This window comes from Streptomyces sp. NBC_01171 (genome assembly GCF_045039805.1).
Taxonomy (GTDB): Bacteria; Actinomycetota; Actinomycetes; order Streptomycetales; family Streptomycetaceae; genus Streptomyces.
Window position 1 is genome coordinate 5398664 of the sequence record NZ_CP108609.1, and the last position, 12842, is coordinate 5411505.

General features: G+C 71.7%; 13 protein-coding genes. 10 read left to right on the forward strand and 3 right to left on the reverse strand.

The features are described 5' to 3' along the window. Window positions 1–33 precede the first annotated feature (33 nt). Window positions 34–813, forward strand: coding sequence for an SseB family protein (locus OG448_RS24865; protein ID WP_405556990.1), 780 nt, complete (start codon window positions 34–36; stop codon window positions 811–813). A 3-nt stretch (window positions 814–816) separates the two neighbouring features. Here OG448_RS24865 and OG448_RS24870 read toward each other — a convergent pair whose 3' ends face one another. Next, a complete protein-coding gene (locus tag OG448_RS24870; RefSeq protein ID WP_381270837.1) occupies window positions 817–1173 on the reverse strand; it encodes a DUF1844 domain-containing protein in 357 nt (118 codons plus the stop codon). 407 nt (window positions 1174–1580) lie between these two features. Here OG448_RS24870 and infC point away from each other — a divergent pair, with 407 nt between their 5' ends. From infC to OG448_RS24915, 9 genes are all read left to right on the forward strand, one after another. Next, the gene (gene infC / locus OG448_RS24875; RefSeq protein ID WP_405558948.1) at window positions 1581–2279 is read left to right on the forward strand and encodes a translation initiation factor IF-3; all 699 of its coding nucleotides are present in this window, start codon (window positions 1581–1583) and stop codon (window positions 2277–2279) included. 111 nt (window positions 2280–2390) lie between these two features. Beyond that, complete coding sequence (rpmI, locus tag OG448_RS24880; RefSeq protein WP_018549118.1) at window positions 2391–2585, forward strand: 50S ribosomal protein L35; 195 nt, start codon at window positions 2391–2393, stop codon at window positions 2583–2585. A gap of 105 nt (window positions 2586–2690) precedes the next feature. Next, window positions 2691–3074, forward strand: coding sequence for a 50S ribosomal protein L20 (rplT, locus tag OG448_RS24885; protein ID WP_030812835.1), 384 nt, complete (start codon window positions 2691–2693; stop codon window positions 3072–3074). A gap of 186 nt (window positions 3075–3260) precedes the next feature. Beyond that, entirely contained in the window at window positions 3261–4121 is an 861-nt protein-coding gene (locus tag OG448_RS24890) for a TrmH family RNA methyltransferase (protein ID WP_405556994.1), read from the forward strand. A gap of 51 nt (window positions 4122–4172) precedes the next feature. Then, window positions 4173–5288: an ATP-binding protein gene (locus OG448_RS24895; protein ID WP_405556996.1), complete on the forward strand. Its 1116-nt coding sequence runs from the start codon at window positions 4173–4175 to the stop codon at window positions 5286–5288. 124 nt (window positions 5289–5412) lie between these two features. Next, window positions 5413–6534, forward strand: coding sequence for a phenylalanine--tRNA ligase subunit alpha (gene pheS / locus OG448_RS24900; protein ID WP_405556998.1), 1122 nt, complete (start codon window positions 5413–5415; stop codon window positions 6532–6534). Further along, window positions 6534–9047, forward strand: coding sequence for a phenylalanine--tRNA ligase subunit beta (gene pheT, locus OG448_RS24905; RefSeq protein WP_405557000.1), 2514 nt, complete (start codon window positions 6534–6536; stop codon window positions 9045–9047). Before pheS ends, pheT begins: the two co-directional genes overlap by 1 nt. 393 nt (window positions 9048–9440) lie before the next feature. Next, the gene (locus OG448_RS24910; protein WP_405557002.1) at window positions 9441–10781 is read left to right on the forward strand and encodes a transcriptional regulator; all 1341 of its coding nucleotides are present in this window, start codon (window positions 9441–9443) and stop codon (window positions 10779–10781) included. Between the two features lie 98 nt (window positions 10782–10879). Further along, complete coding sequence (locus OG448_RS24915; RefSeq protein WP_393596441.1) at window positions 10880–11419, forward strand: NUDIX hydrolase; 540 nt, start codon at window positions 10880–10882, stop codon at window positions 11417–11419. On the opposite strand, the gene OG448_RS24920 is transcribed toward OG448_RS24915, so the two are convergent. Beyond that, the gene (locus tag OG448_RS24920) at window positions 11413–11670 is read right to left on the reverse strand and encodes a hypothetical protein (protein WP_030812856.1); all 258 of its coding nucleotides are present in this window, start codon (window positions 11668–11670) and stop codon (window positions 11413–11415) included. The two genes, OG448_RS24915 and OG448_RS24920, sit on opposite strands and share 7 nt — an antisense overlap. A 211-nt stretch (window positions 11671–11881) precedes the next feature. After that, on the reverse strand, window positions 11882–12754 hold the full coding sequence (locus OG448_RS24925; protein WP_399572508.1) for a 3-hydroxybutyryl-CoA dehydrogenase: 873 nt from the start codon (window positions 12752–12754) through the stop codon (window positions 11882–11884). Between the last annotated feature and the right edge of the window lie 88 nt (window positions 12755–12842).

Here is a 12842-nt window from a genome sequence, read left to right on the forward strand (position 1 = left end):
TGGTCCCGTACCGCCCCCGATAGGGTCGGGACCGTGGTGAACAAGAACATTCCCGACTCCGGGTTCTCCGACGACGACGGCTCCGCCGACCCCCGGCTGAGTGCCGCCCTCGCGGCCTGGGCCGAGGACCGCACGGCGCTCGGGCCCGTCCTGGAGGCGCTCAAGGGCGCCCGGCTGCTCGTCCCCGTCGTCGCCGTGCTCGGTGAGGTCGAGGTGGACAGTGAGGAGGGGCGCGAAGCTCCTCGGAAGGGCGGTGGTGGGCGACGGGTGGGCGGGCTGCGCCGGGAGAAGACCAGCGACATGGCCGTTCCCACGCTCAAGGCCGCCGGGCGCACCGCGCTGCCCGCCTTCACCTCCACCGCGTCGCTGGCCCGCTGGGACCCCGCCGCCCGGCCGGTCGCCGTGCCGCTGCACCAGGCGCTCCAGGCCGCCGCGCACGAGAAGGCCGACACGGTCGTACTGGACCTCGCCGGGCCGGTGCCGTTCGAGCTGACCGGACCGGCGCTGCTCGCACTGGCCGAGGGCCGTACCAGCGTGGACCCGCTGACCGACCCGGCCGTGGTGGCCGCCGTCCGCGCGGCCGTCGCCGCCGAGCCCGCCGTGCGCTCCGCCCACCTGGGCCCCGGCGAGGCCGACGGCACCCTGGCGCTCGTGCTCGACCCGGCCGTGCCGCCCGCGCAGGCCGCCCGCGCGGTCGCCGAGCGGCTGGCCGCCGACGAAACGCTGAGGGCCCGCCTGGTGCGCGGCCTCGACCTGGCACTTCTGCCGGCCGGGACCACCCCTCCGGGCGAGCCCCTCTTCGTACGTGACTGACGACTAGCCGTAGACCGCCCCGGTGTACTTCTCACCGGGGCCGTGGCCCGGCTCGTCCGGGACGAGGGACGCCTCGCGGAAGGCGAGCTGGAGCGACTTCAGACCGTCGCGCAGCGGGGCCGCGTGGAAGGAGCTGATCTCGGTCGTGCTCGCGTCCAGCAGGCCGGCGAGTGCGCTGATCAGCTTGCGGGCCTCGTCCAGGTCCTTGTACTTCTCGCCCTCCTCGCTCAGCCCGAGCTTCACGGCGGCGGCGCTCATCAGGTTGACGGCGACCGTCACGATCACCTCGACGGCGGGGACCTCGGCGATGTCGCGGGTCATGGCGTCGAAGTCGGGCGTCTCAGGGGAGGTCTCACTCATACCCCACACGATAGGCGCCGGTCACCGGCCCACCTCACCGGACCCCGGCCGCCCGGCCGGGAGACACGAGATTGGCCGTCCGGTACCGCTCCTGCTAACCTGGTGTAACGACCGGCTGGACGAGCACGCCCACGGCGAGCACTCCGGCCCACAAGTGGAGGCTTCGAACTCCCACCCGACCACCCTTACGGGCGGCGGGTCACCGGTCAGACGGATTCGTCGCCCAGGCGGCGGACACCGTCCGAGAGCGCGCCCCGCGACCATCGCGGCGGTGTTCCGGTAGTTCGAGGAGCCCCGCATGTGATCGTCCGGGGCATTTTTTGTGCTTCGGCGCGGTTAGGTCTTACTGATACAGACGTTACGCGGCTGTCCGCCAGACCGTCGCGTGGTGCTACCGAGGAGGATCCATCAGCGCCGAGCCCCGCATCAACGACCGGATTCGCGTTCCCGAGGTGCGACTTGTCGGTCCCAGTGGCGAGCAGGTGGGCATCGTCCCCCTGGCCAAGGCACTGGAGCTTGCGCAGGAGTACGACCTGGACCTGGTCGAGGTCGCGGCGAACGCCCGTCCGCCCGTGTGCAAGCTCATGGACTACGGGAAGTTCAAGTACGAGTCGGCCATGAAGGCCCGTGAGGCGCGCAAGAACCAGGCGCACACGGTCATCAAGGAGATGAAGCTCCGGCCGAAGATCGACCCGCACGACTACGACACCAAGAAGGGTCACGTCGTCCGGTTCCTCAAGCAGGGCGACAAGGTCAAGATCACGATCATGTTCCGTGGCCGTGAGCAGTCCCGCCCCGAGCTGGGCTACCGACTGCTCCAGCGCCTCGCGGAGGACGTCCAGGACCTCGGTTTCGTCGAGTCGAACCCGAAGCAGGACGGCCGAAACATGATCATGGTTCTCGGTCCGCACAAGAAGAAGACCGAGGCGATGGCCGAGGCCCGCCAGGCGCAGGAGGCCCGCAAGGCCGACGCGAAGGCCAACCCCGGCCGCTCGCAGAACGCCGCCGAGGCCGACGCCGCCGAGGACGTGGACGTGGACGTCGAGGCCGTGGACGTCGAGGCCGTGGACGTCGAGGCCCCTGCCGAGGCTCCCGCCGAGGCGTGATCCCGAGGGACGAGAGTCCCGACGGAACCAACCGATAAGAGAGCGACGCTCCACCGTGCCCGGTTTCACGACCGGGCACCGGAGCGCCACCGACGAGGAGAGAACGGCGCTATGCCGAAGAACAAGTCGCACAGCGGTGCCAGCAAGCGCTTCAAGGTCACCGGCTCCGGCAAGGTGCTCCGTGAGCGCGCCGGCAAGCGCCACCTGCTCGAGCACAAGTCGTCCCGCGTGACGCGCCGCCTCACCGGCACCGCCGAGATGGCTCCGGGCGACGCCGCGAAGATCAAGAAGCTTCTCGGCAAGTGACGTCGCGGCGCCACTAGCGCGCCGCACGTCGACACCGGGACCCAATCGTTTTCGGGTCGTGTGAGTCCGAGTCCACTCACCGGCCCCGCTACAAGGAGTTAACAAGTGGCACGCGTCAAGCGGGCAGTCAACGCCCACAAGAAGCGCCGGGCGATCCTCGAGCAGGCTTCCGGCTACCGTGGTCAGCGCTCGCGCCTGTACCGCAAGGCCAAGGAGCAGGTCACCCACTCGCTGGTCTACAACTACAACGACCGCAAGAAGCGCAAGGGTGACTTCCGTCAGCTCTGGATCCAGCGGATCAACGCCGCTGCCCGCGCCAACGGCATCACCTACAACCGCTTCATCCAGGGTCTGAAGGCCGCGAACATCGAGGTCGACCGCAAGATCCTGGCCGAGCTGGCCGTCAACGACGGCACCGCCTTCGCGGCGCTCGTCGAGGTCGCTCAGAAGGCGCTCCCGGCGGACGTGAACGCGCCCAAGGCCGCGTGACGCTGCGCTGGCCTTGAGCCGGTTGTTTTCAGGACCCGCAGGCTATTTTGCTTGCGGGTCCTGCTGTTGGGGCGGGCGGCGCGTGTGGTGTCGGGTGCGGCTTAGTCCTGGCTGGTCGCGCAGTTCCCCGCGCCCCTGAACCCCCCCGCTTACCGTTGAGGTCTCTGTCGAAGGTGATTAAGGAACATGGGCTCCGCCAACCCTGAGTTGATCTCTCCTCGTTCCGCGCGGGTGAGTGCCGCGCGGCGGCTGGGGAGGCGTAATTTCCGGGGGAAGGAGCGGCTGTTCCTCGCGGAGGGGCCGCAGGCCGTGCGGGAGGCCGCGGGACACCGGGCCGGGGGAGAGTCCACGCTGGTGGAGCTGTTCGCCACCGTGGAGGCCGCGGAGCGGTACGCCGACATCATCGCCGAGGCACGGGCCGCGGGCGCCCGGGTGCACCTCGCCGACGAGGACGTCATCGCCGACATCTCCACCACCGTCACCCCGCAGGGTGTCGTCGGCGTCTGCCGGTTCCTGGACACCCCCTTCGAGGACATCCTCGCCGCCCGCCCCCAGCTCGTCGCCGTCCTCGCGCACGTCCGCGACCCCGGCAACGCGGGCACCGTACTGCGCTGCGCCGACGCCGCCGGTGCCGACGCGGTGATCCTCACCGACGCCTCCGTGGACCTGTACAACCCCAAGGCCGTACGCGCCTCCGTCGGCTCCCTGTTCCACCTGCCCGTCGCGATGGGCGTCCCCGTGGAGCAGGCCGTGCAGGGGCTGAAGGACGCCGGGGTGCGCATCCTCGCCGCCGACGGCGCCGGGGACCGGGACCTCGACGAGGAGCTGGACAAGGGCGCCATGGGCGACCCCACCGCCTGGGTGTTCGGCAACGAGGCGTGGGGGCTGCCGGAGGAGACCCGCGCCCTGGCCGACGCCGTGGTCAGCGTCCCCATCCACGGCAAGGCCGAGAGCCTGAACCTGGCGACCGCCGCAGCCGTATGCCTGTACGCGTCGGCGCGTGCCCAGCGCGCCCCCGGAGGCTGCCGTTCCGTCCACCGGAGCTAGTAGGGTGACCCACTCGGGGGCCCTGCGCAGGCTGAGAGGTGGGGTACGGGGATGAGTGTGGTCGGCACGAGCACGGCGCCGGACGGGCGGGACGTGCGCGCGTCCCCCGCCGGCGCGATCGACCCCGACCAGCTCCCCGACGGGCTCGTCGTCGCCGACGAGCACGGGCGGGTCGTGCAGTTCAACGCCGCCGCCGCCCGGATCACCGCCGTCAGCACCGCCGACGCCCTCGGCCGGCCGCTGGAGAAGGCGCTGCCGCTGGAGGACCTCGAAGGGCGCCGCTGGTGGCAGCTCACCGACCCCTACGGCGGCCTCGCCATCCGGGTCCGGCAGCCCGAGCGGAACCTGCTGCTGCCCGGCGGTCGTGAGGTGCTGGTCGCCGCCCGCTACGTACGCGACGAGCCGCTCGGCCCGCTGCACCGCCTGGTCGTCACCCTGCGGGACACCGACGCCCGCCGCCGCACCGAGCGCAGCCACGCCGAGCTGATCGCCACCGTCGCGCACGAGCTGCGTTCCCCGCTGACCTCCGTCAAGGGCTTCACCGCCACCCTGCTGGCCAAGTGGGAGCGGTTCACCGACGAGCAGAAACGGCTGATGCTGGAGACCGTCGACGCCGACGCCGACCGGGTCACCCGGCTCATCGCCGAACTCCTCGACATCTCCCGCATCGACAGCGGCCGGCTGGAGGTGCGCCGCCAGCCCGTCGACACCGCGGCCGCCGTCGGCCGCCACATCCAGGCCCATGTCGCCGCCGGCCAGCCCGCCGACCGCTTCCTGCTCCGCGTCGAGCACCCGCTGCCCGCCCTGTGGGCCGACCCCGACAAGGTCGACCAGGTGCTCAGCAACCTGCTGGAAAACGCGGTGCGCCACGGCGCCGGAACCGTCACAATCGACGTCACGCCCGCCCCGTCCCCGCGCGAGGGCGAGGAGACGGCCACGTCGGTCACCGTGAGCGACGAGGGGCCCGGCATCCCGGAGGAGTCCATGAACCGCGTCTTCACCCGCTTCTGGCGGGGCAGCAAGCGCGGCGGCACCGGCCTCGGGCTCTACATCGTCAAGGGCATCGTCGAGGCCCACGGCGGCACCATCACGGTCGGCCGCGCCCCCGGTGGCGGCGCGCAGTTCCGATTTACGTTGCCCGTGAGCGCCCCGGCCTACCTGGCCTGAGCGCCCACGGGCCATTCGCCCAGCCCGTCCCCGTTAGACTCGGCCTTTGGCACCTTTGTGTCCCGCATACGGCCCGAGTCGGTGACGGGGACCGCCAGCCAGCCAATCGGAAGCACGGGAAGAGATGTCGGCACCGAATAAGTCGTACGACCCTGTCGAGGTCGAGGCGTTGAAACCGGAAGAGATCGAGCGTATGCGGGACGAGGCGCTCGCCGCCTTCCGTGCCGCGGACTCCCTCGACGCGCTCCACGAGGCCAAGATCGCCCACACCGGACCGGCCTCCCCGCTGTCCCTCGCCAACCGCGAGATCGGCGCCCTGCCCCCGCACGCCAAGGCCGACGCCGGCAAGCGCGTCGGCATGGCCCGCGGCGCGGTGAACAAGGCGCTGGCCGCCCGCCAGGTGGAGCTGGAGGCCGAGCGGGACGCCCGCGTGCTGGTCGAGGAGGACGTCGACGTCACGCTGCCGTACGACCGCGTCCCCGCCGGTGCCCGGCACCCGCTGACCACGCTCTCGGAGCGCATCGAGGACGTCTTCGTGGCCATGGGCTACGAGGTCGCCGAGGGCCCCGAGGCCGAGGCGGAGTGGTTCAACTTCGACGCGCTCAACATCGGCCCGGACCACCCGGCGCGCGGCGAGGCCGACACCTTCTTCGTACGGGACGAGAAAGGCGGCACCGACTCCGGCGTCGTCCTGCGCACCCACACCTCGCCCGTGCAGATCCGCTCCCTGCTGGACCGCAAGCCGCCGGTCTACGTGATCTGCCCCGGCCGCGTGTACCGCACCGACGAGCTGGACGCCACGCACACCCCGGTCTTCCACCAGGTCGAGCTGCTCGCCGTGGACGAGGGCCTGACCATGGCCGACCTCAAGGGCACCCTGGACCACATGGTCCAGTCGCTGTTCGGCCCGGACATGAAGACCCGGCTGCGGCCGAACTTCTTCCCGTTCACCGAGCCGTCCGCCGAGATGGACATGGTGTGCTACGTCTGCCGTGGCGCGTCCGTCGGCAACCCCGACCGGCCCTGCCGCACCTGCTCCAGCGAGGGCTGGATCGAGCTGGGCGGCTGCGGCATGGTCAACCCCAAGGTGCTGGCCGCCTGCGGCGTCGACCCGGAGAAGTACAGCGGGTTCGCCTTCGGGTTCGGCATCGAGCGGATGCTGATGTTCCGCCACAACGTCGAAGACATGCGAGACATGGTCGAGGGTGACGTCCGGTTCACCCGGCCGTTCGGGATGGAGATCTGATGCGTGTCCCGCTTTCCTGGCTGCGGGAGTACGTCGACCTGCCGGAGCCCGAGACCGGCCGTGACGTGCAGGCCAAGCTCATCGACTCCGGCCTCGAGGTAGAGACCGTCGAGCAGCTCGGCGCCGGCCTCAAGGGCCCCCTCGTCGTCGGCCAGGTGCTGACCATCGAGGAGCTGGAGGGCTTCAAGAAGCCGATCCGCTTCTGCACGGTCGACGTCGGCACCGCCAACGGCACCGGTGAGCCGCAGGAGATCGTCTGCGGTGCCCGCAACTTCTCCGTCGGCGACAAGGTGGTCGTGGTCCTGCCCGGCGCGGTGCTGCCCGGCGACTTCGCCATCGCCGCCCGCAAGACGTACGGCAAGACCTCGCACGGCATGATCTGCTCCACCGACGAGCTGGGCATGGGCGACGACGGCACCCACGGCATCATCGTGCTGCCGCCGGAGACCGAGACCGGCAAGGACGCCATCGAGCTGCTGGAGCTCGTCGACGAGGTCCTGGACATCGCCGTCACCGCCAACCGCGGCGACTGCCTGTCCATCCGCGGCGTCGCCCGCGAGACCGCCATCGCCTACGGCCTGCCGCTGCGCGACCCAGCCCTCATCGACGTGCCCGCGCCGAACGCCTACGGCTACCCGGTGAAGGTCTCCGACCCGATGGGCTGCGACCGCTTCACCGCCCGCACCGTCACCGGTCTGAGCCCCGAGGCGCGGTCCCCGATCTGGCTGCGCCGCCGCCTGCAGAAGGTCGGCATGCGCCCGGTCTCGCTGGCCGTGGACGTCACCAACTACGTGATGATGGAGCTGGGCCAGCCCCTCCACGCCTACGACCGCAGCTCGCTCCAGGGCGCCATCGGGGTCCGCCGCGCCGAGGAGGGCGAGAAGCTGCGCACCCTCGACGGGGTCGAGCGCACGCTGCACGCCGAGGACCTCGTCATCACCGACGAGCGTGGCCCCATCGGCCTGGCCGGTGTCATGGGCGGCGCCAACACGGAGATCGCCGACCACGACGACACCGAGCGCTCCACCTCGGACGTCGTGGTGGAGGCCGCCCACTTCAACGCCGTCTCCGTCGCGCGTACGGCCCGCCGGCACAAGCTGTCCTCGGAGGCGTCCCGCCGCTACGAGCGAGGTGTCGACCCCGAGGCCGCCGCCGCTGCCGCGCAGCGCACCGTGGACCTGCTGGTCCTGCTCGCGGGCGGCACCGCCGAGGCCGGCGTCACCGAGATCATCGCGCCGTCCGCGCCGCGCACGATCGCCATCCCGGCCGACCACCCGGACAAGGTCGCGGGCGTCACCTACGGCCGCGAGACCGTCGTCCGCCGCCTCCAGGAGATCGGCTGCGACGTGTACGGGCAGGACGAGCTGATCGTCACCGCCCCGTCCTGGCGGCCCGACCTCACCGAGCCCAACGACCTCGCCGAGGAGGTCATCCGGCTGGAGGGCTACGAGAACCTGCCCTCCACGCTGCCCAAGCCCCCCTCCGGCCGCGGTCTGACCCACCGTCAGCGGTTGCACCGCCGGATCGGCCGCGCCCTGGCCGGCGCGGGCTACGTCGAGGCGCCGAACTACCCGTTCGTCGCGGAGCAGGTCTTCGACCAGCTCGGGCTGGACGCCGACGACCCGGCCCGCCGCGTCGTCAAGCTCGCCAACCCGCTCAGCGACGAGGAGCCCGCGCTCCGCACCACGCTGCTGCCCGGCCTGCTGGGCGCCCTGCGCCGCAACGACGGCCGGGGCTCGCACGACCTGGCGCTCTTCGAGACCGGCCTGGTCTTCCTGCCGCGCGAGGCGGCCGCCGTCGCCGGGCACCTGCCCGTCGACCGCCGTCCCACCGACGAGGAGATCGCCCGCCTGGACGCGGTGCTGCCCGAGCAGCCGCGCCATGTGGCCGCCGTCCTCACCGGCGCCCGCGAGCAGGCCGGCTGGTGGGGCAAGGGCCGCCCGGCCGACTGGGCCGACGCCATCGAGGCCGCGCGGACCGTCGCCCACGAGGCGGGTGCCGAGCTGATCGTGCGCAAGGCCCAGTACGGCCCCTGGCATCCCGGCCGCTGCGCCGAGCTGGCCGTCGTGGTGGACGGCGCCGAGCGCGTCGTCGGCCACGCGGGCGAACTGCACCCGCGCGTACTCAAGGCCCTCGGCCTGCCCGAGCGCACCTCGGCGATGGAGGTCGACCTGGACGCCCTGGAGCGGGCCGGCGACGACACCCCGCAGGCGCCCGGCATCTCCACCTTCCCGGTCGCCACGCAGGACGTCGCGCTGGTCGTCGACAAGCCGGTGCCCGCCGCCGAGGTCGAGGCCGCGCTGCGCGAGGGCGCGGGCGAACTGCTGGAGTCCATCCGGCTGTTCGACGTGTACGAGAACCCGGAGCAGCTCGGCGAGGGCCGCAAGTCCCTGGCGTACGCGCTGCGCTTCCGGGCCGGCGACCGCACGCTGACCGTGGACGAGGCGTCCGCCGCGCGGGACGCCGCGATCGCCCTGGCGAACGAGCGCACGGGCGCGGAGCTGCGCGGCTGACCCCCGCGAAAGCCTGAAGGCACCGGCCGGTCACGGACTCGATCCGTGGCCGGCCGGCGCCGTTCCCGGCGCCCGCCGGGCCGGGTGCCCGGCCGCCGCCGCGCGAACGCGGGGCCGGTGGCCCGAGGGCCGTACCGGCGACGCGGTACCGGTTCCGCGCGGCGGCGAAAGTGCGGGGCTCCGCCCGACGCCCGGGGGCGCTCGGCCGGACCGCCGCCTTGTGAGGGGGAGCGGGCGGCCCGGCCCGCCTCTGGTGAGGCGGGGGACCCAGTGAAGCGGTACGGCCCGCGCGCCGGACAGTGCGCGCGGGGCGCGGATGCGCGTACTCCGTTCACACCCCGTGTGAACCCGTTCGCACTACGCTTACGGCACCACGCCACTCGGGGGGCCACCATGCAGCCCAACACTCTGCTCGACGCGATCCTGGACGAGGCGGGGATCTCGCACGCCGGGCTCGCCGCCCACGTCAACCAGGCGGGCCGCCGCCGGGGACTCGCCCTCAGATACGAACACACCGCCGTCGCCCGGTGGCTGAAGGGCCAGCGGCCGAGAGGCCAGGTGCCGGACCTGATCTGCGAGGTGCTCGCGGGACGGTTACGGCGCCCGGTCACGCTGGACGACATCGGTCTCGGCGTACCGGGTGAACCGGCCACCGTGCACGCCGGCTCGCTCTCCGGCTTCGTGGAGCGGGCCACCGCGCTGTGGCGCTCGGACGAACAGCAGCGCCCGCACGTCCTGGGCGCCCCCGCGGTCACCGGTACGCCCGCGGTGATGCCGGTGTGGGAGTGGGAGAACCCGCCAGAGGACGTCGACGTCTCGCGCGGCGGACAACTGCGGGTCACCGAGGCGGACATCGGCACGTTGCGGGCGGCCCGCGCCCACTACGAGCAGATGTACCGGAAGACGGGCGGGGTGGCCACCCGCACCCGCATCGTCGGCTTCCTCAACGCCGAGGCCGCGCCCCTGCTGCGCGGCAGCTATCCCGACGACACCGGCCGCCAACTGCACCGTGCCACCGGCGGATTGGTGGCCATCGCGGGCATCTGCGCCTACGACTCCGACGCGCACGGCCTGGCCCAGCGCTACTTCCACCAGGCGCTGCGGCTGGCGAAGGCGAGCGGGGACCGGGGGCTCGGCGCGTACGTGATAGCGCTGCTGGTCAACCAGTCGCTGTTCATGCGGGAGTACCGGCAGGCGGTCGCCTTCGCCGAGGCCGCGCTGCGTACGGCAGGCCGCCACATCACCCCCGCGCTCGCCTCCGACCTGTACGCGATGCAGGCCAAGGCGTACGCGCACCTCGGCGACGGGGGCGGCGCGCTGTCCTGCATCCGGCGGGCGGAGTCGGCGGCCGGGCAGATCCGGCCGGGCACCGAGCCCGACGAGACGGGGTACGTCCAGCCGGGGCTGGTGAACGTCCAGGTGGCCGAGGCGCTGCTGAGTCTCGGGGAGCTGTCGGCCGCGCGGGAGCACGCGGCGGCGGCCGTGGACACCCCGGCGCACGACCGGGGTCGGGTGCACCGGCTGGCGATGCTGAGCACGATCGAGCTGCGGCAGGGCAACGCCGACAAGGCGGTGGCGACGGCCGTGCAGATGGCCGAGCAGGCGCGCGGCATGGAGTCCCAGCGGCTGCGCGACCGGCTCCGGGCGGTCCGCGAGTACCTGGTGCGCTGCGGCTCGGCCGGCACCGCGGACGCGGCGGAACTGATCGATGGCGCGCTGCGCGTCCCGCTGTAACGGACGGGGGGGCGCGCGCCGCCGATGCGAGCGCCCTGTAGGCCGGGAATAGCCCCTGCTGCGATATTGCCACTTACTCGGCGGAAGGTGGCAGAACCGTGCAGTGGACGAAACAGAACGAACAAACTGTGTACGCGAATCGCTGGTTCAGCGTCAATCTGGCGGATGTCGAGCTGCCCAACGGCTCACATCTGGACCACTTCTTGATCCGGCTCCGGCCGGTCGCCGTCGCCACGGTGGTCAACGAGGCCAACGAGGTCCTGCTGCTGTGGCGGCACCGCTTCATCACCGACAGTTGGGGCTGGGAACTGGCCGCGGGGGTCGTGGAGGACGGCGAGGACATCATGACCGCGGCCGCGCGGGAGCTGGAGGAGGAGACCGGCTGGCGGCCGGGGCCTCTGCACCACCTGATGAGTGTGGAGCCGTCCAACGGCCTCACCGACGCCCGGCACCACGTGTACTGGTCCGAGCAGGGTGAGTACACCGGTCATCCCGTGGACGACTTCGAGTCGGACCGCCGTGAGTGGGTCCCGCTCAAGCTCGTCCCCGACATGATCGCCCGTGGGGAGGTCCCGGCCGCCAACATGGCGGCCGCGTTACTCCTGCTGCACCATCTCCGGCTCGCCGACGGTCAGTGAGCCAGCGCCTGCCAGACGGCGACGGCGAGCGCCCCCAGGGCGGTGAGCGCGGCGACCGAGGTCAGTGGCCAACGGGCGTGTTCGAGGGACTTCACCCGGGAGTTCAGCTCATCCAGCTCCTTGGCGGTCTCCTCGGTACGGTGACTGAGCAGTGCCAGCCCGCCTTCGACGCGCGCGTAGGCGACATCGAGGCGGCGGCGTAACTCGGCCAGTTCTCCGTGAACCACGGCCTGCTCCGGTTCGACGGTCACGGGTCCACTCCTTTCCGTGGTCGGACGGGACGACTCCGCATCCCTTGCATGCGCATGCAGAGTCAACCGCCCTGGTGGGCCCGTGGGGAGCGTGTGCGAACGGCATATGCGAGCCCCCGGCGCACACGGAGTGTGAAACACATGGACCCGGCACCCATAAGGGCGCCGGGTCCATGTGCGATCAACACGTGTGCGATCAACACGTGTGTGCTCAGTACGAGTAGAAGCCCGAGCCCGACTTCCGGCCCAGCCGGCCCGCCTCGACCATGCGCTGGAGCAGCGGGGGAGCGGCGTACAGGGGCTCCTTGTACTCGGCGTACATGGAGTTGGCGATCGAGACGATCGTGTCCAGGCCGATGAGGTCGGAGAGCTTCAGGGGGCCCATCGGGTGGGCACAGCCCATCTCCATGCCGTTGTCGATGTCCTCGCGGCTGGCGATCCCGGACTCGAACATACGGATCGCGGAGAGGAGGTACGGCACCAGCAGCGCGTTGACGACGAAGCCGGAGCGGTCCTGCGCGCGGATGGCGTGCTTGCCCAGCGTCTTCTCGGCGAAGATCTGCGCCCGGCTGAGCGTGCCCTCGGAGGTGGTGAGGGCCGGGATCAGCTCGACCAGGTTCTGCACCGGGGCCGGGTTGAAGAAGTGGATGCCGATCACGTGGTCGGGGCGCGAGGTGGCGACCGCCAGCTTGACCAGGGGGATGGAGGAGGTGTTGGAGGCCAGGATCGCGTCCGGGCGGGTCACCACCTGGTCGAGCACCTGGAAGATCTCCGTCTTCACCTGCTCGTTCTCCACCACGGCCTCGATCACCAGATCGCGGTCGGCGAACTCGCCCAGGTCGGTGGTGAAGCTCAGCCGGGAGAGGGCCGCGTCGCGCTCCTCCTCGCTGATCTTGCCGCGCTCGGCCGCCTTGGCCAGGGAGTTGTGCAGCCGGGTGCGGCCGTACTCCAGGGCGTCGCCGGTGGTCTCGGCGACCCTCACGTCCAGTCCCGCGCGTGCGCACACCTCGGCGATGCCCGCGCCCATCTGGCCGCAGCCCACGACTCCGACGCGCGAGATGTCTCCGGCTCGGAAGTCCGTCACATCGTCCCCTTCGCTGGTTCTCCGGCTCGTGCAGGGCGTCCGGGTTTCGGTGCCTGCTCCGATCGTGCACGTTACCGCCAAGTATCGA